This is a genomic window from Pseudomonas sp. CH235 (assembly GCF_004368175.1).
GTDB classification, from domain to species: domain Bacteria; phylum Pseudomonadota; class Gammaproteobacteria; order Pseudomonadales; family Pseudomonadaceae; genus Aquipseudomonas; species Aquipseudomonas paraglycinae.
On sequence record NZ_RRZJ01000016.1, the window covers coordinates 1 to 22774 of the forward strand.

A 22774-nucleotide genomic window follows, 5' to 3' on the forward strand; every position below is an offset into this window, starting at 1 on the left:
TCAGGAGTAGCACATCACTAATGGAACAGGATTGCTGGGCAAGTATTTCTTTTTAGCCCAATCAAAGGCGGACGTTAATGGGGGCCAAAGACCCTGAATCACCATCAGCAACGCGAAAGTCAAAAAAGCTCGCAACAGAAATACATGAGTCATTTTTATACAGGTAATTTTTTCGTTCACCAACGGATAATTCAAATGGATGGCAAGTGTGATTTCCTTAATGAGTGTGGTTGGAGATTCGGAACTACCTGCGAGGCGTACCAAATCACTCGAATGAATTTGGTTAAAGTGAGATACCTTCAGCGTATGAAATGCCCACAGGCCGGCGTTGATCAAGTAACAGACGGCCAATGCAAATATCAGTAGGGACGCTCCCGAAAATATTGCGCTCGCTTTATCGTTCCAGATACTGGGGATAAGAGATGTCAAAACCGGCACAAGCGCAGTGATCGCGGCGAAGTAGATTCCAGCTTTTGTGTCAGCGCTTCTGCGGCGTTCAGCTTCTGCATCATAAAGGCGACGTGCCTCATCAAGCGCAACAGCGACGCCTGGACTCCAATTATCTTGCTGAATGGAGGTCCGAAGCTTGCTTTCAGAATCGCTTAGGGCTTGGGCCTCCGCGACAGTTTGCTTTTCGAGAATGGGCCAAATAAACTCGCGAATTCTGTTCATCCGAAGGATATCTCTTCCAGTTCGTCAACAATTGCTTTGGAAATCGGATAACCCGTCAAGTTCTCTATCCACGCCCATTGCCCGTTCGGGTTGACCTCCAAAAACCAAAGTTTGCCCTCTTGGTCGCACACAAAATCGATCGCACCAAATTTCAGCCCTAGCGCTCTAACGAGCGCGATACAGCGACAGCTAGTCAATTCCTCTAGCTCAATCCTCTCATGTTTCAAATCGGTTCGAGTGCCTTGGCGCCAATCTACTTCAGTCTCTGCATTGGTCTGCGACCAAATTGCAGTCGCGAAAACGTTGGTACCGACCACGGTTACTCGTACATCGTAGCGTTTAAGAATTTCCTTTTGAACAATGAAGGGAGCTAGTGCGACTGCTTTAGCATCGCTCTCACTCAGTGCATCGATGCGATGAGTGAACATTACGCGCTCGTTATCTCCAGAAAGAACGGCTTCTCGCAAAGGTTTTCCGATCGTTCGGTGCTGATTTGTCAGCTTCTTCACCAACGACCAATTATTAGTAACGTAGCCTTCTGGTATGTCGAAACCCAGTTCGTGAGCGAGGATTAATTGTCGAGGTTTGTCTTCAGCTAAAAATATTTGCGTAGGGCTACTAAACCAGATTCCTTCAAGACGCATATACAAACTTTTGAGAAAACTACCCCACTCGGACTCCACGTATTTCTTCTCGGCTTGATCCTTCACGGAATCCAAAGCATTAGGTGCTCCAGGACGGCGGAAGTAGGCTGCCGTGACCTTGTCTCCTCGAATCTCGTGGTCGTCGATGCAAATCGACCATTTTTTACGGTCTTGCCCCGACATGGTACTGATTGACTGCGGCAAGAGTTCAGTGTTGAGCCGGTAAAACGGTATCTCGCGGCGCCTTAGTTCGGCGACCACATAGTCCATCGTTATATCCCGTCGATTGGTTACCAGTAAAATCATTGTCATTCCTTTGGCTAATCGTTGAAATACTGAGACTCCAACCCAGACGCCGGATCGCCGTTATCATCTTTTTCTACCTGCACACTGGTCTTGGTGACGAGCTCCAAAAACTGATTGAAATCGTTCGCAGCATCGTCTTTTTCGACAACGGTGTCTGTCTTGGTCACGAGTTCCAACAGATGGCTAATTGCAGAGTCAACATCATCACTTTCTGCCCGTACCTCAGTCACGGTTTTCAGTTCTTCCAGCGAATAAAGACCTTCGTCATCCTGCTCCGCGTTCACTTTGGTCTTCGTCATAAGCTCGGCTAACGCAAAATGGTCAATAATGGGAACAGGGCCAGCTTCTGAATCTACGACCCACATTGCCATTTCGGTTGAGTAGTAGCCGGGCAATCTGTCCTCACCCGTTCTTGCGATCGCAAAGCGCGCCAAAAATGGCATAGCCTCGTCAGATATTACTTTTTTCATCACGCCCATTTTTTGCTCTCCCTGCTCAATGCTGCTGTCAAATAGCCGTAACTGACGATACTGCTTTGACATCACGAAGTCGACTCTCTAGATATACGAAGCTGAGTTTCCTCCCGGCTGCTTTGCATCGCTCCTAGTTTTTGAGCACATGGATGGCCGATAGCTGCCATTTACTGTGGCAGCTTCGGCTAGCATTGTTTTCTCAAACCCCCGTGCTAATCAGTCACGACAGAGGGGGTTGGCTTTCAGGTCTTCACCTCAACATGATCCAACGCCTGATTCACCGCCAATTCGCTCAACATCACCAACTGCGCAATCCCGATCGCGGTCTTGCGGTGGGCAGGCTCCAGCGTGGCCGCAAAGTTATTGAGCATTTCACTGGCCGAGCCCAGTGATTCGCTGGCGTTGGCCAGGAGTGATTCGGTGTTGTAGGCCGGGTTGGCCATGTACATGGGGTCGTGTTTGTGGTGGCTGCCCATGATCCGTTGCTGCGGGGTGAGGTAGTGGTCGAGCGCGCGTTCGGCCGCTTCATTAAGGGTTCGGGAGTCGGGAAATTTGTACGGGGAAACCGGATCGGTTTCGGGAGGGTTCGGTGTTGGTTTGAACATAGATGAATCTCCAGCACTTATTAAAGGGGAGTCATCCACTCTCGCTACCAAACGAGGGGTGGCGACCATACGCAGGTTGGTAGACCGGAGCACTGGAACCGGCGCTTCCGAAGAAGCCCTGAGCATGGCCACCATAAATCCAGTCGCATGAATGCAACTGCATGAGGTGACGCGATGCGTCAGCGCTGCGGGCTACCAAACCCGATCACTGTTTTTCAGTGACACGGAAACGATAAAACCCGCACCCCAGACGCACAAGCCGGCGGATTCTGGCGTAGTCGTAGGCAATGACGCAAGACGCTGTAGCCGTGGGGAAGTAATGCCGGGCGTTTCTAAACACCCTTCGAAAAACGCTTAAACACGTCGACCTCGCCATGTCGAAATCAGACGCCCATGCCACTCCTGAATAAAGCGGATTCCCGTCTGCGGGATAACGCGATCACATCGATTTCAGTTTTCCTCTCCGTACCCATTCTTTCTCGTCATCTACAAGCGCGCGTCACTTTTTAAGCTTGATGAAACGTTTCAGCAGGTTTATAAAAACGGCACAACTCCAAGAAAAGGCTGCTCCCATGACCCCGCTCAAACTCGTTGTTGCCCTCAGCGCACTGTCCGCTGCCTCCCACGCCATGGCCTGGGATTACGTTCTGCTCGACACCGACAAAGCCGCGCAGAATTGGCAGATCACCAGCCAGCAACTCGGCGTGAAAACCGACAAACCTTTCAGCGTCAGCCTGCGCACCTTGCATGGCGGTCGGCAGGAGGGCGTCAGTATTGTCGACATCGATAACGGCACGATGAAGCTCTCGGTGGTGCCGACACGGGGAATGAACGTCTTGCAGGCCTCGGTCGGCAATGTGCGTATGGGCTGGGATTCGCCGGTCAAGGAGGTGGTCAATCCGTCCTTCATCGAACTCAATGGCCGCGGTGGTCTGGGCTGGCTGGAGGGTTTCAATGAGTTGGTGACCCGCTGCGGATACGAATGGGTCGGTCACCCCGGCGTCGACAACGGCGAACTGCTGACCCTGCACGGCCGGGCCGCCAACAGTCCTGCGAACAAAGTCACCCTGCACATCGATGAAACGCCACCGTACGCCATCACCCTGCGCGGTGAGCTGAAAGAGCAGGCGTTCAAGAAAGTCGACTTCTCCGTCGCCACCGAACTGGTCACCGAACCCGGCAGCGCAGTGTTCGCCCTTAACGACACGCTGACCAACAACGGCGACTATCCGAAGGAATATCAGGCGCTGTACCACAGCAACTTCAGCACCCCGTTCCTGGAGCAGGGCGCTCGTTTCGCCGCGCCGGTGAAACAGGTGTCGCCGTTCAACGACAAGGCCAAGGGCGATTTGCCCGAATGGCAAACCTACCGCGCACCGACCAAGGACTACGACGAAACGGTTTACAACGTGGTGCCGTATGCCGATGCCAAGGGCGATACGTTGACCGTGTTGCATAACAAGGCCGGCAGCCTGGGCGTTTCGGTTGGCTTCAATACGCAGACATTGCCGGTGTTTTCTCTGTGGAAGAACACCGATACCCAAGGTCAGGGTTATGTCACCGGGCTGGAGCCGGGGACGAGTTTTTCCTACAACCGCCGTTATCAGCGACCACTGAACCTGGTACCCACCATCGGGCCGAAGGAACACAAACAGTTCCGCATCAGTTACAGCTTGTTGGCGGATAAGGCGGCAGTGGACAAGGCCTTGAAGCAGGTGAGCGACATTCAGGGCGGGCGGGAGACCGAGGTGCGGCAGACACCGTTGGTTGATCTGACCAAGGGCTGACACCGGCCAGAAAAAGGGGGGACTGATTTATTTTTCCTGAATAAATCAGCGCCCCTTTTTTATTCTGTGATGGCGCTCTCGAACGGGCCCGAATGCCATTCACCATGTCGAAATCAGACACCGTCGTGCCGCTCCCAGGCTATTTGCGATCAACGCCAGGCACGTAAGGTGACGCATCATTTCATCGCCCTGCGTCGTCGTCCGACCGATTTGTAACGCTGAAGCGCTTGAGGTGCGCCGCTCTGGAGCAGGGCAACAGGAAGAAATGATGATCGCCTGACACGTCGTCAGTACGCCCAAACGTCGATCACCAGAGAACAACAAAAACAATGAATAGTCTGAACTCGAAGGACTCGAACGGTCAGTTGGCGCAGGGCTTCAAGCCGCGTCACGTCACCATGCTTTCCATTGCCGGCATCATCGGTGCGGGGCTGTTTGTCGGCTCCGGCCACGCCATTGCCGCCGCCGGCCCGGCAGTCTTGCTCGCTTATCTCTTCTCCGGTCTGCTGGTCGTGCTGGTCATGCGCATGCTCGGTGAAATGGCCGTGGCCCATCCGGACACGGGATCGTTTTCCACCTATGCCGATCAGGCCATCGGCCGTTGGGCGGGGTTCACCATTGGTTGGTTGTATTGGTGGTTCTGGGTGCTGGTCATTCCGATCGAAGCGCTGGCCGCCGGGCATGTCTTGAATCAGTGGTTTCCCCAGGTCGATGCGTGGTTGTTCGCGTTGCTGTCGATCATTTTGCTGGTGGTGACCAACCTGTTCAGCGTGTCCAAGTACGGCGAGTTCGAGTTCTGGTTTGCGATGGCCAAAGTGGTGGCGATCATCGGGTTCATCGGGCTGGGTTTTGCGGTGTTGATGGGCTGGATTCCGGAGCGTGAGGCCAGCGGTTTGAGCCGCTTGATGGAGGAACACGGCGGGTTTGCGCCCAATGGTTTGTCGGCGGTGGTCGGGGCTTTCATCACCATCATGTTCAGTTTTATCGGGACGGAAGCGGTGACCATCGCGGCCGCCGAATCGAGCAACCCGGCGCAGAACATCGCCAAGGCCACGCGCTCGGTGATCTGGCGCATCGGCGTGTTTTATCTGCTGTCGATTTTCGTGGTGATTTCCGTGGTGCCCTGGAACGATCCGCTGCTGGCGTCGGTCGGCTCTTACCAGCGCGCGCTGGAGCTGATGAACGTTCCCAATGCCAAATTTCTGGTCGATGTGGTCGTGCTGATCGCGGTGGCCAGTTGCATGAATTCCTCGATCTACATTTCCTCGCGGATGCTGTTCTCGCTGGGTCGTCGCGGCGATGCTCCGCAACCGTTAAAGGTTACCTCTGCAGCGGGCGTGCCGAGGGCAGCGGTGATTGCCAGCACCGTGATCGGCGCCGGGGTGACGCTGTTCAGCTATTTCATGCCGGCGGGGCTGTTCCAGTTTCTGCTCGCCAGCTCCGGCGCGATTGCGTTGCTGGTGTATCTGGTGATCGCGGTTTCGCAATTGCGCATGCGCCGGATGTTGCGTCGGCAAAACGTCGAGCTGACGTTTCGCATGTGGCTGTTTCCATGGCTGACGTGGCTGGTGATCGCGTTCATCTGCGCTGCGCTGGCGGTGATGATGGTGACGCCCGAGCATCGTCTGGAAGTGACGTCGACCATTGGGCTGGCGCTGGCAATTTCGTTTATCGGGCTGGTGACCACGCGGCAACATGGGCAGGCGAGGGCGGCGGTTGCGTCGGGCAAGGCCTAGGGTTTTTCTGGTGCTTGAACGGTGGGGCTAGCCCCGGCATGGACGCAGGGGATGTCCGATCATCGGGCTTCGGCTCGCAACCAACGTCTGACTTCGCCCTGTATCGCATACGCCGGTGCCTCGACCGCATTGAAATCCTGCGAATACCGCTGCGCAAACCCTTCGACTCCCCATTCCTGAAACTGCTGCACATGCTTCAGTTCGTGCGCCCAGAGTGCAACGTTCTGTTCTGCGGTTTCAGCATCGCGGAACAGGATGATGTCGATCAGCGTCACCGCTCCGACATCCGGGTTTTGCAGGATGGCCGTGGCGGCGTTGTATTGGCCGTCGTCGGTGATTTTGTAGTGCACGGCATCGAGGACGCCGGGTTCATACCAGCGCAGCAGTTGCTCCCGGATGTGCGGTGGAATCGGTTTGATGTCGGTACTGGCGGCTTCGGCGCGGGCCTGAGTCAAGCCCTGCGCCAGGACCGGTGCCGCCATCCGGAAAAGGTCTTCAGACAGACGTTCCGGGTCCGGCAGGCAAATGCAGCTGTCGAGGCATACTTGTTTTTCGCCGGCAGGGCAGGTGTCAGCCTGGGCTGGTGCTGCAAGCGTCAAGCAAAGGACCAAGGACAAAAAGGAGGACGCGCCAAAGGCCCCTCGGTGTACGCCCCTTTCATTTTGCGTTGCCCCATACATAGTCATTCCATCTACGGGTTGTCAGCGCGAGTGGCTCGGGGAGGGGCATGGTGGTTTTCTCCCGCGTGGTTTCACTAAAGGCTAGATCAAGCCGGGCAGTTTCACCGACCTGTTTCGCCCCAAGGCCTTGGCACTGTACAGCGCCTCATCGGCGGCTTCGATCAAACCTTGCACAGGGGTTAGTCGGCAACCGGCGGCAGTGGCAATCCCGATGCTGACACTCACTCGTCCCAACGGGCTGGATTCGTGGGAAATGTTCGCTTGCTGCAACCGGTCGAGGATCAGTTGCGCCACGATCTGCGCACCTTCGCTGTCGGTATTGGGCATGATGACGCCCATCTCTTCACCGCCATACCGCGCCACAAGATCCGAGGGACGGCGCACGCACGTCTCCACGACGTTGCCGACGCGTTGCAGGCAATCGTCGCCGGCAACATGCCCGTAGGAATCGTTGAACAGTTTGAAGTAGTCGATATCAATCATCAGCAGTGCCAAGGACGTGCCGTCGCGCTGCGCTCGTCGCGCCTCCAGGTCCAGCGTCACATCGAAACAGCGTCGATTGGCCAGACCGGTCAGGGCGTCCTTCATCGCCAACAGCTCGAGTTGCCTGTTTGACGAAAGCAACTGCTGCTGAGTGCCCATCAACTCCGCTTCTACTTGGGTTCTGCGTCGGATATCCAGTATCAAAAACCAGCCGATGAGACCGGTCAGCGCCAGCAGGCCCGTTACCACCACGGCCGATAGCAGCGCCTCCGTTCGCCACGCGGCGAGGGCTTCGCGTTTCCCGAGAGCGACGGTCGTGATCAGCGGCAGCCGGTCACTTTTGCGAAAGGCGTAGAGCCTTTCCACACCGTCCAGGCTGGAGGTGAACGAGGCGGTGCCGACAGAGCGATCCACCAGGTACTTGGCGTAGATCGGTGATTTTGAAAAATTGCGCCCCATGTCCTGCTCGCGGAAGGGGTAGCGAACCAGCAACGTACCATCGGTATAGGACAACCCGATGGCACCCTCCTGGCCGACATCGATCTTTCCAAACAGCCGCAGAAAGTTTTCGATGCCCAAGGTCACCGCGACCACACCGGCAAACTCACCGCGAGCATCATTGAAGCGTCGACTGACGGTGATGACCCATTCCTGATTGGAGCGGCTCTGAATGGGCGGACCGATAAAGGTCTCGGGGGAGGGATCATCGCGGTGATGAATGAAATAGGCCCGATCACTGCTATTTGCCCCGGCCGGAATCGGCCGGTTGGACGACATCAGCCAGCGTCCCTGACTGTCGTAGATGGTGATGCCGCTGAGCTGTGGCATCAGCGGCTCCTGCCGGTCGATCAGCGAACTGATCCGCTGGATCTGAACGGGGCCACTGCCTTCGGTTTCCAGGCGTTCGACGAGCCCGAGCAAAAGCGCCGAACTTTGGCGGACAATGCCTTCGGAATAGGTGACAAGCGCCTGGGTCAGGTTCAACCCGTGAACGTCCACTTCCTCCAGCGCTCGCTCTCGAGAGGCCAGCACCTTCCAGACAGTCAGTGAGGCCAGGGAACAGCCGATAACCAACAGCAAAAGCACAACCAGGTGCGTATCTCGCTTCACGTCACTACCTTATGGAAAGTCCGTTTTTCCGTTCCAGAGGCTATTGGATCAAGGCAATAACGGCAGCCGTTTGTCCTCATCGCGCGCAAGGATACAAGCAGTCAGGTGTCGCTGCAGCAATAGATGAACGGGTTACAGCACCGAGCCCCTCTCGACCTCAACCGCGTTTGGGCAGCTTCCAGTTCGGGCGAATGAAGTGGCAGGTGTAGCCATTCGGAATGCGCTCGAGGTAGTCCTGATGCTCTGGCTCCGCTTCCCAGAACGGTCCCGCCGGTTCGATTTCAGTGACCACCCGGCCTGGCCACAGGCCCGATGCATCGACATCAGCCGCAGTGTCTTCAGCGATATCGCGTTGCTGCTCGTTCAGGTAATAGATCGCCGAACGATAGCTCGGACCGAGGTCGTTGCCCTGACGGTTGGGTGTGCTCGGGTCGTGGATCTGAAAGAAAAACTCAAGGATCTGCCGATAGCTGATCACGGCGGGGTCGAAGACGATTTCGATGGCCTCGGCGTGATTGCCATGATTGCGGTAAGTGGCGTTCGGCACATCGCCGCCGGTGTAACCGACCCGCGTCTGCAGCACGCCGGGGTAGCGGCGCAACAGATCCTGCATGCCCCAGAAGCAGCCGCCGGCAAGAATGGCAGTTTCGGTTTGAGTGGTCATGGCATGTCCTTCCTCTCGAGTGGGTCGCAGATGTTTCTTGATATGAGGGAGTGTGGGCCGATTCCAAGGTTGAGTCGGTAAATAAACCATGAAGTGCGGGCTTTCGGAATTCTCCTGCTTTTGCTTCACGTCACTGTCTTTGGAGCGCCCGGCGCGGGGCACGCCAATATTGAAGCGAAAAAAAACCGCCAATCAGGCGGTTTTTTCAAAGCGGGATTCAGGTTCTGCCACCGGCGAGCCAACCATCAGGCTCCATTTCTTTGCCACAGGCTGCGGCTACTTTCAAAAAATGCCGCTGACTGGCGGAGACCCTGTTGGGCAAACAGGGTTCTTCGGCACGAAGTCTGGAAGCAGGCGCTGATTGGGCTTTTGGCTTCTTGTGTTTCATGGACACCTCTCGTGCCGGGTTGCTTGAGTCGATCTTATGGGTGGACCAGTGGAAAGACAAGGCGGTCAGTCGTGTCAAAATAAAATCCAAGCGTTTGGTAGTAGGAGATAGCACCTGAGTCAGGTTCTTGTACTTCAATTTCGGTACATCCCAGCTTTCGGGCATAGAACTCTGTTGTCAGTAGTGCCATTGGTGCGATCCAGCCTCGCAGGGTATGGGCCTTGTAGGTGTGACCCTGCAAAAGAACGATTTTTATGCAGATTGTGCTTTTTCGTGGCGTTGCATAGCACAAACCGCACAGCTCATCTTCGTACCAGAAAGCCAAGTCCAGACCTTTTGCATCTTTTGTTTTCCACTCAAGTACATCATCCCATGGGTATCCAATGGGCCCGCTCCACTGATGTTATGCGTTGATTGCCAAGGGCGTGATCGGGTCGATCCTGAGCAACTGAGCATCAATCCCGGCTGCCAGAGCTCCTGGATCCATGGAAAGCGTTTCGTGCGCAAGTTTGCGGGCTTCTGATTTGAGCGTTTGGTTTCGGAGTTCGGTACCTTTGCCTTTTCTTCGCATCGTCTGTGTTCTGTCCGGTTCAGGCAGAAGACGGTATCGAAGGCGAGGGTGCCCACGTAATCAGGCGTGAGGGACGGCTGCTGTAGGACGCTGCTTATGTGCGTGAAGGACGCAGGAATTGGCTGGTTTTAGTCACATTCAGCGATCCGTCCGCGGCATCGCCGCAATCGGCTGGATTTGCCGGGATGCCTGCGCCGAGCACCAGCGATTCCGGCCTTGCTGTTTGGCCTGATAGAGGCAAGTGTCGGCAGACTTGAGCAAAGTGGCCGGAGTCACCGCATCGTCCACCGGATAGCGCGTGGTAATCCCCGCACTCGCAGTGACATACCCCAGCGGATGCCCGGCATGTTCAAGTTCCAGCGAGCGAATGGTCTGCAAAATATCTTCAGCCACCTGAATTGCCCCGGCGTTGTCGGTGTTGGGCAATAGCACGGTGAATTCCTCGCCGCCGTAGCGTACGGCGAGGTCCGAAGGCCGCTTGACTGCTTTGCGGATGCCGTCGCCGACCGCGATCAGGCAGTCATCGCCGGCGGCGTGGCCGTACTGGTCGTTGTAGCGCTTGAAGTAGTCGACATCGAGCATGATCAATGACAGCGGCGAACCCTGACGTCGGGCCAGGCGAATCTCATCCGTCAGTGCCGCGTCCAGGCGCCGACGGTTGCCGAGGCCGGTGAGGCTGTCAGTCAGCGCCATGTCGCGCATCGTTTTGTGCGCCGAGCGAATCTCCCGTTCCATCGCCATCCGCTGGCGCAACTGGCTCAGGACGATGAGCCCGAAACAGGCCAGCACCAGAATCAGGAACACGAGCACGAAGCCGTTTTTCAGCAGGTCCTGACGCCACGGCGCAACGATGGAGTCCCGGGACAAACCGGCCTCGACCACCAGCGGGTAGGTGGTCAGGGCGCGATAGCCGTAAAGGCGTTCGGTGTCGTCGACCACCGCCCGGATCTGGACAATGCCCTGATTGGCGTTGGGCAGGTAGGTCTTGAAGATCTCGCTGTTCGCCAGGCTTTTGCCAACCACGGAGGCAATGAACGGCCGGCGCACGAGGATCGTGCCGTCGCGCATCGCCAGCACCAGCGCGCCTTTGTCATCGATGCGGAAGTCACCGTAATAATCGACGAAATAACTGACCTTGACCGTCCCCAGCAGCACGCCGGCGAACGATCCGTCGGGGTTATTCAAACGCCGCGAGATCGGAATGATCAGGTCATGGGTGGAACGGCTTTCCACCACCTGGCCGATACGCACGCGCCGGTCTTCATGGGTGCGGTGATACTGGAAATAATCGCGGTCGGCATTGTTGGCCGTCTCAGGCGTGACCTCCTTGTCGGTCACGATCCACTGGCCGTCCGGGCCGTAGATGAACAGGCCATGCAGCTGCGGCATGATTTTCGATTGCTGGATGAGCAGCTTGTGAATCCGCGCCACATCCAGGTTCTGCAAACCATCGCCTTCGACCCGCTCGGCCAGCCCCGCAGTCAGCACATCGACCTGACGGATGGTGTCCTCGGCGTGTTGCGCCGTGGCGCGGGCGAGGTTGGTCACCGAATCGCGTGCGGAAGCAAACACCGAACGGTAATCGCGCCACGTCCTCCAGCTCTCGACGGTCAGAAAAGCCACGACCACCATCAGCATGAAACTGACGGTCAGGCGAAAGGTCGAGCCGGCCTTCACGCCTTGGCGAGGCGCGCGCGGTGTTTCATCTGGGGTGGGCGCTTGCGTCTTGCGTCCGGGCATCAACATTCCCTGGCTGTCGTTGTGAGCGAGTGAACAGTATGACAAGGATCGGAGGGAAGGTCGGGCTGGCTGTGTGATCTGCTCGGCAGTTAGAGCGAATTGTCCGTTTTGAGTTGACGGTTAAACGCTTTTCAGACGATTTATCGCTTTCAGACGAGTCAGTAATCTGTGCCCATCTTGAACGCAAACGCACTTCCACAACTAAAAAGGGATTCACACATGAGCACTCCAACCTACAACCGCCTGAACAAAGACGACGCCGTGGTTCTGCTGGTCGACCACCAGACCGGTCTGATTTCTCTGGTTCAGGACTTCTCGCCAAACGAGTTCAAGAACAACGTGCTGGCGCTGGCCGATCTGGCCAAATTCTTCGAGTTGCCGACCATCCTCACCACCAGCTTCGAACAAGGCCCGAACGGCCCGTTGGTGCCGGAACTCAAGGAAATGTTCCCGGACGCGCCGTACATCGCCCGTCCAGGCCAGATCAACGCCTGGGACAACGAAGACTTCGTCAAGGCGATCAAGGCCACCGGCCGCAAGCAGATCATCATTGCCGGTGTCGTGACCGATGTGTGCGTAGCGTTCCCGACCCTGTCGGCGCTGGCGGAAGGGTTTGACGTGTTCGTGGTGACCGATGCCTCCGGCACCTTCAACACCACCGTGCAGCAAGCGGCGTGGAACCGCATGACCCAGGCCGGTGCACAGATGATGAATTGGTTCTCGGTAGCCTGCGAACTGCACCGCGACTGGCGCAACGACATCGAAGGCCTGGGCAACCTGCTGTCCCAGCGCATCCCGAACTACCGCAACTTGATGAACGGTTATGCGGCACTGACGGCGCATCAGAAATAACCGGATGCCGGATAGACGAAAGCCTGCTTTGAAAAAAGCAGGCTTTCGTCGTTTCTACCGCAACAGCAGTGCAGGGGACTCGTCACCTCAAACCGTGACGACAATTTTCCCGACCTGCTGGTTGGCCTCAAGAAAGCGATGCGCTTCCTGAATGTCATCCAGGGCAAATGTCCTGGCAATGATCGGTTGCAGCGCACCCGATGCCAGCCCGTCGCCGATGAAAGCCTTGGCGCGTGCCAGGATGGCCGGGTCGGAGACGATCTCCGTGTAGAGGTAACCCTTGAGCGTCAAGCATTTGCCCAGCACGGTGAACAGCGGGAACGGCGTCGGTTCCGGGCTCAGGGCACCGTACTCCAGCAGGATGCCGCCGCGCGCCATGCTTTGGGTCAGCGGTTCGAACGACGGGCCGCCCACCGGATCGAACACCACCCGCGCGCCTTTGCCGTCGGTCAGCGCCATGACGGCTGCAACCATGTCTTCTTCATCGCTGACGATAACGTGCGCAGCGCCGGCGTCGAGCAAGGCCTGTTTCTTGGCGCGGGTCCGGGTGACGGCAATCGAGGTGGCGCCGACCATTTTGGCGATCTGGAAGGCGGCCAGGCCGACGCTGCTGGAGGCGGCGGTGACGATCACGAAGTCGTCTTTTTGCAGTTTGGCCTGTTCGACCAGCGCGCCCCACGCGGTGACGTATTGCATCCAGGACGCCGCCGCTTGTTCAAACGACAGGTTCTGCGGGTGTTTGACGGTGAGGTGGGCGGGCACGTTGGCCAGTTCGCCGTAAGTGCCCCAGCGCGCGATGTCCAGCGGCGGAATCAGGCTGACGGCATCACCAATCTTGAACTCGCTGGCGTTGGCGCCAACCGCCACCACTACACCGGCCGCTTCGTAGCCGAGACGGCTGGGAAACTCCGCTTCCTGTAGATAGGCATGGTTGCGGAACATTACTTCGGCGCGATTCAGGCCAAAGGCTTTGACTTCGATCTGCACTTCGTCCGCAGCGGGCGCCGGGACGTCGACGTTTTCCAGTTTCAGGACGCTCGCGTCACCGTATTCATGAATCCTGACAATGCGTGCCATCTGTACTTCCTCGGTTATCGATGAAATTGCACCGACGTGAGCCGGTGCCATGGACGCCAATTTAGACTTTGGCCTGCTCCGGATAAAGGCCTAGGATGGCGCAACACTAGAAACAACGAGTTTCCAATGGATCGCCTCACACTCATGGCCACCTTCGTCAAAGCGGTGGAGCTGGGCTCCTTCAGCGCGGTGGCGGACGAGCTCAACCTGTCCCCGCAAATGGTCGGCAAGCAAGTGAAAATGCTCGAGCAGCATCTGGGCGTTTCGCTGCTCAACCGCACCACCCGCAAGCAAAGCCTGACTGATTTCGGACGCACCTTCTATCAGCGAGCGAAGCTGATTCTGGCCGACATGGACGCCGCCGAAGAAATGGCCGCCGTGACCCGGGGCGTGCCCAGCGGCCGGTTGCGGATCAATGCGCCCGTCACGTTCGGCGTCAGCACGCTGTCGCCGAAGCTGCTGGAGTACATGGTTCGTTATCCGCAAGTGTCGGTGGACCTGACGCTGTCGAACGAACTGGTCGACCTGGTGGACGGCGGATACGACGCTGTATTTCGCATCGGCGAACTCGCCGACAGCGGCCTGAAGGCACTGCCGCTGATGCCCTATCAAATGGTGCTGTGCGCGGCACCGTCCTACCTCGCACGCCGCCCAACCATCACCACGCCTTGGGATCTTCAGGAGCATGAATGTCTGGCGTTCGCCTATTCGGACGGCCGCTCACACCTGCGATTCGAAGGCCCGGAAGGCTGTATCGATGTACCGATTAAAAGCCGATTGACGATTAATCAGGGCGATCCGTTGCTGTCCGGAGCAGTGGCGGGGCTGGGGGTGGTGATGCTCCCGCTGGAGCTGGTCAAGGATTCGCTGAGAAGCGGGACACTGGTGAGTCTGCTGCCGCAGTACAAGGTGCCGGTTTCGCCGATGAATCTTCTGTATGCGCCGGATCCGAGGCTGACGCCGAAGTTGAGGAGTTTTATTGATTTTGTGCGCGTAGCGTTTGGATAAGCGCTGCATTGAGTGATGAAGGCTTAACGATCAGAGATTTGTCGCAACAAAATCCCTGAATCCGAGCTTCACATACTTTCGCCACTCATCGACAATGCGCGCTCTGTTCCGGGGTAGTTCAGCGGTAGAACACTCGGCTCTTAACCGGGTGGGCGCTGGTTCGAATCCAGCCCCCGGACCCACTACATAGTAGGTCACAAGGAAGTATGTCCAGGCCTGAGGGTGAATCGGGTGCGCTCGGCGAAATAAACGCCGGTTATGCGCACTTTCAACTGTCTCGCGCGCTTACTGCACGCGACAATGACGCCAGTCCGAAAGCACTTGCCAGGATCGAACGCTGGCAAAAGGTTCTCGAAAACCTGATGCATGGCCGTACACTGTATGGCTCGCGGACGCCGTTTGCCGACCTGCCAGAATGGATCACGCTGGAAGTGGCCACTGGCGGCTTTGCAACGGGCAACCTTCTGGCCGGTGGCGAGTTGACCGCTCATGAGCGCCTGTTGGCGTCATCGATTCCTGGCATTCGAGCGGGATACGAACGGCTCGATTTGAATAGGTGGCATCTTTCAGACGAAGGCGTAAGAACGCTGCAAGAGCGATTGACGAACGAAGACTATCGGATCGATGTACCGGAAGAGGCCGCGTTGCTGACAGTGGCCTGGTTTCTGGGGCAACAACGCGTCGAAGAAGCCAGGACGTTGATCGAGCAGATCGCGCCTTTCTTCGAACGAGTGCGTTTCTTTCCCGCGGCAGCCAACGAGCGCCCACTCTCGATGGCTGAAGTTGAAGTTTTCAATGCTGGTCAAATCAGCCTGCGGCTGTCCGACCTCTTACCCCAGCCTCGTCTTACCGTCCAAAAGCATGTTGTTGAACGCAGGTTGCCCCTCTACGACACGGCGGTCTCGCTGTTCCTGCTGACGTACAACGATGGTTGGCCTTGCAGGCATTACCCTGAAGGCTGGTTCGAGCGCGCTTCGGTGCTCGGTAAAGAATTTGATATCGCCACTGAGGCTGATCCCCGCCGCGCGGGCAACTCCAGTGATCGGGCGGCGGAGTTGCTGGCATTGCTCAAGCAATGCTCTATCGATCCTGCATCGCTAACGGGGCGCCAGGTTGGGCGCATTCGCAGAATCGTCGACGACTTTGTAGCCAAGCATGGACACCCTGAGTCCGAAGAACATTCCAGCAAGCGCGCACAGCAGCGCCATCACGTATCAGCCTCGGCACACCATCTGATTGCCAAGGCTGCTTCCGCGCGACTGGCGAGATATCCAGTCTCGGAAGGCATCTCTGATTTCGCGCCGTTACTGACGCCCATCACCAACGAAGAGGCGAAGGCTTATTCATTGAAGGAGGGGGAGACCATTCCTCCTTCGATTCGTCGACGCCTCGAACGCTGCCGAAAGGGAACGGTTGCAGAGTTGATTGAACATGGGGTCATTACATCCGCAGATACCGTGGCGAAAGTGCTGCCAGCGATGACGGCGCAAATCTGTAGCGCCGGATATCGAGACGTAGCGCTGCGGGCACTGTCTGTCGCAACTTATTGTGCGTTCAGGCGTCGACGCTCTCTATTGCTGCTGAACATGCAGCGTCAGGTGAGAGTCGATGATTTACCTTGGGTGAAAGCCCTGGAGACCGAGTACGAGGCGGGAGCTCTGGCGATTGAAGGTGCCAGACAGGCTCTGGTCGAGGCGTCCGCATTGACCCTTGTTGCATTTCCTCAGGCCATTCTGCCAAACAAGTTGCTTCAGGAATTTTCCTCGCTTGCCGAATCGGCCAAGCTGGATCTTCCCTTCGTAGAGGAGATCGCGGCTGACATTTTCATGGGCGCTTTCTCCGGCAAGTTCGTGAAGGCTGCCAAGCGTTCAGTCCGGCTGATGGCCGGATCTCTTTACGCACGCTATTACGATATCGATATGGATCAGTTGGCTGCACTACCCAAGCAGCGGAATTCACGAAGCAACAGTGGTGTGCTGGCTGGTTTGTGCGCGCGGCGGGCGAATGCCGATATCGGTAGATGGAGCCCGGCGAACAACGGCACGATCATCGAACAGCAACAGATATTGACCACGCAAAACCTGGCCATCCTGTTTGATGATCTGGACCTGAAGACGCTGTTACATGATCGTTTGGGTTCAATGGCCGAAGCATGTTTCAAATGGATATGCAGTCGGCAGCAGATGCAGATCAAGCTCTATCACGCACGTCTGGTCATGTTGAAAAACACAGCGTATGCGTGGCGCCAGATGATGTTTTACCTGTCGATGCTGGATCAGTCTCGATTGGAGAGTGTGCTTGGGAACATTGAAGTGTATTTTTCGGCTCAATCCAGCGCATTTCAGGGGCGATTTCTTCCCGCCATGATCGGGTTGCGCATGGCGGTATCTGGATGTCGGTTGACTTCAGCTCACCAAGAGCGGGAGGGTTGTAAGGTTTTTCTCGGGTGGACCACTGAGCGGCACTGGCTGATGCCTTCCTAGATATCGAAAAGCTCCAGGCGTAACGAAAAGCCTGCCTTCAAAAGGAGGCTTTTCGCATTTTCAGAGATGCCTTCATTTCAACGCCGCCCGGTCCGCGTACTCACATCCACCCAAACCGCCAACACCAGAATGCTGCCCTTGACGATCATCTGCCAGTAACTGTCGACGTCGAGCATGGACATGCCGTTGTCCAGGCTGGTGATGACCAACGCGCCGAGGAGGGCGCCGTAGACAGTGCCGGAACCGCCGCGCATCGAGGTGCCGCCGATGAAGCAGGCGGCGATGGCGTCGAGTTCGCCCATGCTGCCGGCCGAGGGGGAGCCGGCGGCCAGGCGCGCAGTGTTGACCACGCCGGCGAGGGCGCACATCACGCCCATGATCCCGAAAATCCAGAGTTTCACGGCCTGCACATTGATACCGGACAGGCGCGTCGCTTCCATGTTGCTGCCCACGGAATAGACGCGTCGGCCGAACACGGTCTGGCTGGTCACGTAGCTGAATCCGCCCAATAGAATCAACAGAAGCAGGACCGGCACGGGAATGCCGTCATAGCTGTTGAGGGTCTGGACAAACCCGGCCAGCACCGCACCGATCAACAACACGCGTGCCACGTCACGCACCAGTGAGTGTGCCGCGAGGCCGTGAAGGGCGCGATTGCGCCGTTGTTTCCAGGTCAGGAACATCGTCAGTGCGAACAGCAGGACGCCCAGGCCGGCGCCGATAGCATGTGGCAAATAACCTTGGCCAATGTAAACAAGCTCCGGAGACACCGGCGCAATGGTCGTGCCTCCGGTGATTCCCAGCAAAATCCCCCGGAACGCCAGCATCCCGCCCAGCCCCACGATAAATGACGGAATGCGCAGGTACGCCGCCATGTAACCGTTGGCGAGGCCGATCAGCAATCCGCACACCACCACAAGGCTCAGGTTCGCCAGCAGCGGTATGTGATAGACAACGTCGAGAATGGCTGCCACGCCACCGAGCAGGCCCAGCAATGAGCCGACCGACAGATCGATCTCGCCGCTGATGATGACCAGCACCATGCCGCAGGCGAGGATCCCGGTGATGGACATCTGGCGCAGCAGGTTGGAGAGGTTGCGCGGTGTCAGGAATCCGCCCTCGGTCTGCCAGCTGAAGAACAGCCAGATCAGCGCCACGGCAAACACCAGTGCGAGCATCTTGTAGCGGGTGAAAAGTTGTTTGACCTGATTCATTTACGCGGATTTCCGATCTTTATTGTTATGGCTGTCAGGCTGGCTGAGTGCTGCGGCGAGCACCTGTTCCTGAGTGAGTTCATGGTTGAGGAAATCGCCCTGCAACCGGCCTTCGCCGATCACCAGTACGCGGTCGGAAACGCCGAGCACTTCGGCCAGCTCCGAAGACACCATGATGATCGACACGCCTTCGGCGGCCAGTATCCCCATCAACTTGTAAATCTCGTACTTCGCGCCGACATCCACCCCTCGGGTTGGCTCGTCGAGGATCAGCACCCGGGGCCTGGTCAGCAGCATCTTCGCCAACACGGCTTTTTGTTGATTGCCTCCGGACAGGCTGGTGATCGGCAGGAACGGGCTCGCGGTCTTCAGGTGCAGGCGCGAAATTTCCCGATCGATGCTGCCCAGTTCGGCTTCGGCGTCGATGCGGGTCAGTTTCGAGAAACTGTCCAGCACGGCCAGGGTGATGTTCTGGCCGACACCCAGGTCGGGAATGATCCCCTGACGCTTGCGGTCTTCGGGCACCAGGCACACGCCGGCGCGAATTGATTTGAGCGGCGTGCGGGTGTCAATGGGCTGACCGTCCAGCCAGACTTCGCCTTCGTGGCGACCGGGGTAGGCGCCAAACAGCGCGGTCACAAGCTCCGTGCGGCCGGCACCGACCAGCCCGGCGATGCCGAGGATTTCCCCGCGTTTGAGGCTGAACGAAACGTCGTCGACCCGTTTGCGTTTGGGGTTGTCGACGTCGTAGCAGGTGATGTGGCGCGCCTCGAAAATCACCTCGCCGATGTCGTGGGGTTCGGTGGGGTAGAGGTTGCTCATTTCCCGGCCGACCATCTGGGTGATGATCTGGGGAATATCCATGTTTTCCATGGCGGTCGTGGCGATGTGTTTACCGTCGCGGATCACCGAAATGGTGTCACACACTGCGGCCACTTCATCGAGTTTGTGCGAGATATAAACGCAGGCGACGCCCTTGGCCTTGAGGTCGCGGATGATGTCCAGCAACACCTCTATTTCCGAACGGGTCAGGGCTGAGGACGGCTCGTCGAGGATCAGCAGGCGCGCCTGTTTGTTCAGGGCCTTGGCGATTTCCACCAGTTGCTGATAACCGCCACCGTACTGCGAAACCGGCAGCGACACGTTCATGTCCGGCACTTTCAGTTCACGCATCAGGGCTTCGGCGCGGTGGATCATCGCCGGGTAATTCATCCGCCCACCCGGCAGCGTCAGCTCATGGCCCATGAAAATGTTTTCGGCCACCGAGAGGTCGGGAACCAGCGTCAGTTCCTGGTGAATGATGACGATGCCGGCGGCTTCCGTTTCGCTGATCGATTGCGCCTTGAGCGGTTGACCGTCCCAGAGGATTTCACCGTCCCAGGTGCCATGGGGATAGACCGCAGACAGGATTTTCATCAGCGTCGACTTGCCGGCGCCATTCTCGCCGCACAGCCCGACGCACTCGCCCGGCCGGACCTTGAGGTCGATGCCGTTGAGCGCTTTGACACCGCTGAAGGTTTTGACGATGCCGTTCATTTGCAGCAGAAAGTCGGACATGGCAGAGACTCATAAGCGACAGATACTGGACTGATCCCGCAGGCGCAAAACGCCTGCGGGGGCATCACTCACTGAGTGTCACTTTCCGGCGAGCTGCGCCTTGGTATAGAAGCCGTCCTGTTCCAGCAGGTCGATGTTGTCCTTGGTCAACGGGGTCGGGGTGAGCAGGATGGTGTCGACTTTTTTGCTGCCGTTGTCGTACTGCGAGCTGTAGGCGGGCTTCTCGTTGCGCGCCAGTTGCACCGAGAGTTTGGCGGCTTCGGAGGCAATCAGTTTCAGCGGTTTGTAAACGGTCATGGTTTGAGTGCCGGAGATCACCCGCTTGACCGCTGCCAGGTCCGCGTCCTGTCCGGAGATCGGCACCTTGCCGGCCAGTTGCTGAGCGGCCAGGGCCTGAATGGCGCCGCCGGCCGTGGCGTCGTTGGAGGCGACGATGCCGTCGATTTTGTTGTCGTTGCGGGTCAAGGCGTTTTCAACAATGCTCAGCGCTTCGGTCGGATTCCATTCCTTCACCCACTGCTGGCCGACGATCTTGATATCGCCCTTGTCGATGGCCGGTTGCAGCACCTTCATCTGACCTTCGCGCAACACTTTCGCGTTGTTGTCGGTGGGCGCGCCACCCAGCAGGAAGTAATTGCCCTTGGGCGCTGCGTGCAGCACGCCGCTGGCCTGCATTTCGCCGACCTTTTCGTTATCGAAGGAGATGTAGGCGTCGATATCGGCGTTGAGTATCAGACGGTCATAGGACACGACCTTGATCCCGGCCTTCTTCGCTTCGGCCACCGCATTGGTCAGCACGGTAGCGTTGAACGGCACGATGACGATGACATCGACGCCACGGGAAATGAGGTTTTCGATTTGCGAAATCTGCTTCTGCTCGTTGGCATCGGCCGACTGCACGAAGACCTTGGCGTCCATTTTTTCCGCTGCGGCAACGAAGTAATCCCGGTCCCGTGACCAGCGTTCCAGCCGCAGGTCATCAATGGAGAAACCGATTTTCGGATGGGCCGCGTCGGCCATCACTGGCAGCGACAACAGCGCCAGGGCGCTGGCCAGCAGCGTGCGTTTTACATTCTTCATGGTGGTGCGTCCTTTTATTTTTGTTTGAAAGACACGGCCTGACGATGAATATCGGGCTGATGGAACTGTAGAGAATCAGCTGACGCAACGGACTACAGATTTGTCGCGCAAATGTCACAGCGCCCGCAGTCCCCATTGGCGATCAGCGATAGATGAAACGGTTGACGACGTTTTCGAGCATTTCCTGCCGGCCGCTGACGGCTTGCGGGTTCAGTTCGTGGGCGAAGGCGTGCTCGGCCAGTGACTGGAGATTGAAGTCGCCTGCCAGCACCGACTGACCGAATGGCTGCTGCCAGCCGGCATAGCGTTGGTCCTTGAGCCGCTGAAACTGATCGTTCTGGACCATGGCGGCGGCCCGCTCGAGCGACAGGGCGAGGACGTCCATGGCGCCGACGTGACCGTGGAACAGATCGGTCTCATCGAGGCTCTGACGGCGCACCTTGGAGTCGAAGTTGAACCCGCCATTGCCGAACCCGCCGGCCTTGAGGATTTCATAGGTGACCAGGGTCATTTCCTCGACGCTGTTGGGAAATTGATCGGTGTCCCAGCCGTTCTGCGGATCGCCCCGGTTGGCATCGATGCTGCCGAAAATCCCCAGCGAGACGGCCGTCGCCACTTCGTGATGAAAACTATGACCGGCCAGGGTCGCGTGGTTGGCCTCGATGTTGACCTTGATTTCCTTTTCCAGACCGAACTGCTGGAGAAAACCGAACACCGTGGCGCTGTCGTAATCGTACTGGTGCTTGGTCGGCTCCTGCGGCTTGGGCTCGATCAGCAGATCGCCTTTGAAACCGATCTTGTACTTGTGCTCGACCACCATGCGCATGAAGCGACCCAGTTGTTCGCGCTCGCGTTTCAAGTCGGTGTTGAGCAGGGTTTCGTAGCCCTCGCGACCGCCCCACAACACATAGTTGGAGCCTTTGAGGCGTTGAGTCGCGTTCATGGCGCTGAAGACCTGGGCCGCGGCGCAGGCGAACACTTCAGGATCCGGGTTGCTGGCGGCACCGGCGGCAAAGCGCGGATTGCTGAAACAGTTGGCAGTGCCCCACAGCAGCTTGATTCCGCTTTCTTCCTGATGGCGTTCCAGGTGATCGACCATTTGGGCGAAGTGGTTGCGGTACTCCTTCAGCGAGTGGCCTTCGGGGGCGACATCCGTGTCGTGAAAGCAGTAGTAGTCGATACCCAGCTTGGAGAAAAACTCGAACGCGGCCTGCGCCTTGCCAATGGCCAGTTCCATCGGGTCGCCGGCGTGTTGCCATGGGCGCTTGAATGTCCCTGCGCCGAACACGTCGGAGCCCGGCCAGACAAAGGTGTGCCAATAACAGGCGGCCATGCGCAGGTGTTCGCGCATCGGCTTGCCGAGGATGATCTTGTCGGCGTCGTAGTGACGGAAGGCAAGGGGAGAATCGCTGGCAGGACCTTCGTAGCGAATCCGGTCGACATCGGGGAAGTACGGCATTGGCAATGTCCTTGTTGTTCTTGGTTGTTGTTCTTGGGCGTGTCCCGATACTAGCAACGGCCCTGTGCCTGCCGATTACGAAAATCACCAACACGGAGTGCGATTTTGCGTATTGAGATTCGCCCTCTGCGCGCCTAGTCTGTGCAGACCGCCTCTACGGCAAGGGGCCCGGAACAAGCCTGAAA

Annotated in this window: 19 protein-coding genes and 1 tRNA gene; 6 read left to right on the forward strand and 14 right to left on the reverse strand. The window is 57.6% G+C overall.

Annotated elements, in window-relative coordinates:
* The 4 genes from EIY71_RS17235 to EIY71_RS17250 form a co-directional block, all read right to left on the reverse strand.
* A complete protein-coding gene (locus EIY71_RS17235) occupies positions 1-672 on the reverse strand; it encodes a hypothetical protein (RefSeq protein WP_134022451.1) in 672 nt (223 codons plus the stop codon).
* Positions 669-1622 (reverse strand): MvdC/MvdD family ATP grasp protein, encoded by a 954-nt coding sequence (locus EIY71_RS17240; protein WP_134022453.1) that lies wholly within the window; start codon positions 1620-1622, stop codon positions 669-671. The genes EIY71_RS17235 and EIY71_RS17240 overlap by 4 nt, the downstream gene beginning before the upstream one ends.
* Positions 1623-1636: 14 nt before the next feature.
* Positions 1637-2164, reverse strand: coding sequence for a hypothetical protein (locus EIY71_RS28750; RefSeq protein ID WP_256661097.1), 528 nt, complete (start codon positions 2162-2164; stop codon positions 1637-1639).
* Positions 2165-2337: 173 nt separating this feature from the next.
* Positions 2338-2700, reverse strand: coding sequence for a DUF6124 family protein (locus EIY71_RS17250; RefSeq protein ID WP_007958158.1), 363 nt, complete (start codon positions 2698-2700; stop codon positions 2338-2340).
* Between the two features lie 572 nt (positions 2701-3272).
* On the opposite strand from EIY71_RS17250, the gene EIY71_RS17255 reads away from it, so the two are divergent.
* On the forward strand, positions 3273-4487 hold the full coding sequence (locus EIY71_RS17255) for an aldose 1-epimerase family protein (protein ID WP_134022455.1): 1215 nt from the start codon (positions 3273-3275) through the stop codon (positions 4485-4487).
* Between the two features lie 329 nt (positions 4488-4816).
* The gene (gene gabP / locus EIY71_RS17260; RefSeq protein ID WP_134022457.1) at positions 4817-6223 is read left to right on the forward strand and encodes a GABA permease; all 1407 of its coding nucleotides are present in this window, start codon (positions 4817-4819) and stop codon (positions 6221-6223) included.
* A gap of 59 nt (positions 6224-6282) precedes the next feature.
* Here the strand turns inward: gabP and EIY71_RS17265 are convergent, their stop codons facing one another.
* The 5 genes from EIY71_RS17265 to EIY71_RS17285 form a co-directional block, all read right to left on the reverse strand.
* Entirely contained in the window at positions 6283-6909 is a 627-nt protein-coding gene (locus tag EIY71_RS17265) for a DUF4157 domain-containing protein (RefSeq protein WP_256661098.1), read from the reverse strand.
* 75 nt (positions 6910-6984) lie between these two features.
* Entirely contained in the window at positions 6985-8496 is a 1512-nt protein-coding gene (locus tag EIY71_RS17270; protein ID WP_134022459.1) for a diguanylate cyclase, read from the reverse strand.
* A gap of 157 nt (positions 8497-8653) precedes the next feature.
* A complete protein-coding gene (gene msrA / locus EIY71_RS17275) occupies positions 8654-9160 on the reverse strand; it encodes a peptide-methionine (S)-S-oxide reductase MsrA (RefSeq protein ID WP_011333723.1) in 507 nt (168 codons plus the stop codon).
* 217 nt (positions 9161-9377) lie between these two features.
* Positions 9378-9713: a hypothetical protein gene (locus EIY71_RS28845; protein ID WP_158247726.1), complete on the reverse strand. Its 336-nt coding sequence runs from the start codon at positions 9711-9713 to the stop codon at positions 9378-9380.
* Positions 9714-10257: 544 nt separating this feature from the next.
* Positions 10258-11859 carry a sensor domain-containing diguanylate cyclase gene (locus tag EIY71_RS17285; protein WP_134022461.1) on the reverse strand — a complete coding sequence of 534 codons (1602 nt, stop codon included), beginning with the start codon at positions 11857-11859 and terminating at the stop codon, positions 10258-10260.
* A gap of 219 nt (positions 11860-12078) precedes the next feature.
* Between EIY71_RS17285 and ycaC the strand changes: the two genes are divergently transcribed.
* Positions 12079-12711 carry an isochorismate family cysteine hydrolase YcaC gene (gene ycaC / locus EIY71_RS17290; protein ID WP_007958138.1) on the forward strand — a complete coding sequence of 211 codons (633 nt, stop codon included), beginning with the start codon at positions 12079-12081 and terminating at the stop codon, positions 12709-12711.
* A gap of 87 nt (positions 12712-12798) precedes the next feature.
* Here ycaC and EIY71_RS17295 read toward each other — a convergent pair whose 3' ends face one another.
* Positions 12799-13788 carry a zinc-dependent alcohol dehydrogenase family protein gene (locus tag EIY71_RS17295; protein ID WP_134022463.1) on the reverse strand — a complete coding sequence of 330 codons (990 nt, stop codon included), beginning with the start codon at positions 13786-13788 and terminating at the stop codon, positions 12799-12801.
* 126 nt (positions 13789-13914) lie between these two features.
* Between EIY71_RS17295 and EIY71_RS17300 the strand changes: the two genes are divergently transcribed.
* The 3 genes from EIY71_RS17300 to EIY71_RS17310 all read left to right on the forward strand — a co-directional run bounded on the left by EIY71_RS17300 (position 13915) and on the right by EIY71_RS17310 (position 17279).
* Positions 13915-14796, forward strand: a complete 882-nt coding sequence (locus EIY71_RS17300; protein ID WP_129972647.1) for a LysR family transcriptional regulator — start codon at positions 13915-13917, stop codon at positions 14794-14796.
* Positions 14797-14903: 107 nt separating this feature from the next.
* Positions 14904-14978 (forward strand) — tRNA-Lys (locus EIY71_RS17305).
* Between the two features lie 24 nt (positions 14979-15002).
* Entirely contained in the window at positions 15003-17279 is a 2277-nt protein-coding gene (locus EIY71_RS17310; RefSeq protein WP_134022465.1) for a hypothetical protein, read from the forward strand.
* A 77-nt stretch (positions 17280-17356) separates the two neighbouring features.
* Here EIY71_RS17310 and EIY71_RS17315 read toward each other — a convergent pair whose 3' ends face one another.
* The 4 genes from EIY71_RS17315 to xylA all read right to left on the reverse strand — a co-directional run bounded on the left by EIY71_RS17315 (position 17357) and on the right by xylA (position 22589).
* Entirely contained in the window at positions 17357-18493 is a 1137-nt protein-coding gene (locus EIY71_RS17315) for a sugar ABC transporter permease (protein ID WP_085747512.1), read from the reverse strand.
* The gene (xylG, locus tag EIY71_RS17320; protein WP_134022467.1) at positions 18494-20050 is read right to left on the reverse strand and encodes a D-xylose ABC transporter ATP-binding protein; all 1557 of its coding nucleotides are present in this window, start codon (positions 20048-20050) and stop codon (positions 18494-18496) included.
* Positions 20051-20128: 78 nt separating this feature from the next.
* Positions 20129-21130: a D-xylose ABC transporter substrate-binding protein gene (xylF, locus tag EIY71_RS17325; protein WP_102686696.1), complete on the reverse strand. Its 1002-nt coding sequence runs from the start codon at positions 21128-21130 to the stop codon at positions 20129-20131.
* Between the two features lie 142 nt (positions 21131-21272).
* Positions 21273-22589 (reverse strand): xylose isomerase, encoded by a 1317-nt coding sequence (gene xylA, locus EIY71_RS17330; protein ID WP_134022469.1) that lies wholly within the window; start codon positions 22587-22589, stop codon positions 21273-21275.
* Positions 22590-22774 lie beyond the last annotated feature (185 nt).

Coding starts and splice junctions, on each gene's coding strand:
- EIY71_RS17265 (WP_256661098.1), bottom strand. CDS start 6,909: ATGACTATGTATGGGGCAACGCAAAATGAAAGGGGCGTACACCGAGGG.
- EIY71_RS17300 (WP_129972647.1), top strand. CDS start 13,915: ATGGATCGCCTCACACTCATGGCCACCTTCGTCAAAGCGGTGGAGCTG.
- EIY71_RS28750 (WP_256661097.1), bottom strand. CDS start 2,164: ATGTCAAAGCAGTATCGTCAGTTACGGCTATTTGACAGCAGCATTGAG.
- EIY71_RS17240 (WP_134022453.1), bottom strand. CDS start 1,622: ATGATTTTACTGGTAACCAATCGACGGGATATAACGATGGACTATGTG.
- gabP (WP_134022457.1), top strand. CDS start 4,817: ATGAATAGTCTGAACTCGAAGGACTCGAACGGTCAGTTGGCGCAGGGC.
- ycaC (WP_007958138.1), top strand. CDS start 12,079: ATGAGCACTCCAACCTACAACCGCCTGAACAAAGACGACGCCGTGGTT.
- EIY71_RS17235 (WP_134022451.1), bottom strand. CDS start 672: ATGAACAGAATTCGCGAGTTTATTTGGCCCATTCTCGAAAAGCAAACT.
- EIY71_RS17250 (WP_007958158.1), bottom strand. CDS start 2,700: ATGTTCAAACCAACACCGAACCCTCCCGAAACCGATCCGGTTTCCCCG.
- xylF (WP_102686696.1), bottom strand. CDS start 21,130: ATGAAGAATGTAAAACGCACGCTGCTGGCCAGCGCCCTGGCGCTGTTG.
- xylG (WP_134022467.1), bottom strand. CDS start 20,050: ATGTCCGACTTTCTGCTGCAAATGAACGGCATCGTCAAAACCTTCAGC.
- EIY71_RS28845 (WP_158247726.1), bottom strand. CDS start 9,713: ATGCCCGAAAGCTGGGATGTACCGAAATTGAAGTACAAGAACCTGACT.
- EIY71_RS17295 (WP_134022463.1), bottom strand. CDS start 13,788: ATGGCACGCATTGTCAGGATTCATGAATACGGTGACGCGAGCGTCCTG.
- EIY71_RS17315 (WP_085747512.1), bottom strand. CDS start 18,493: ATGAATCAGGTCAAACAACTTTTCACCCGCTACAAGATGCTCGCACTG.
- msrA (WP_011333723.1), bottom strand. CDS start 9,160: ATGACCACTCAAACCGAAACTGCCATTCTTGCCGGCGGCTGCTTCTGG.
- EIY71_RS17255 (WP_134022455.1), top strand. CDS start 3,273: ATGACCCCGCTCAAACTCGTTGTTGCCCTCAGCGCACTGTCCGCTGCC.
- EIY71_RS17285 (WP_134022461.1), bottom strand. CDS start 11,859: ATGCCCGGACGCAAGACGCAAGCGCCCACCCCAGATGAAACACCGCGC.
- EIY71_RS17310 (WP_134022465.1), top strand. CDS start 15,003: ATGTCCAGGCCTGAGGGTGAATCGGGTGCGCTCGGCGAAATAAACGCC.
- xylA (WP_134022469.1), bottom strand. CDS start 22,589: ATGCCGTACTTCCCCGATGTCGACCGGATTCGCTACGAAGGTCCTGCC.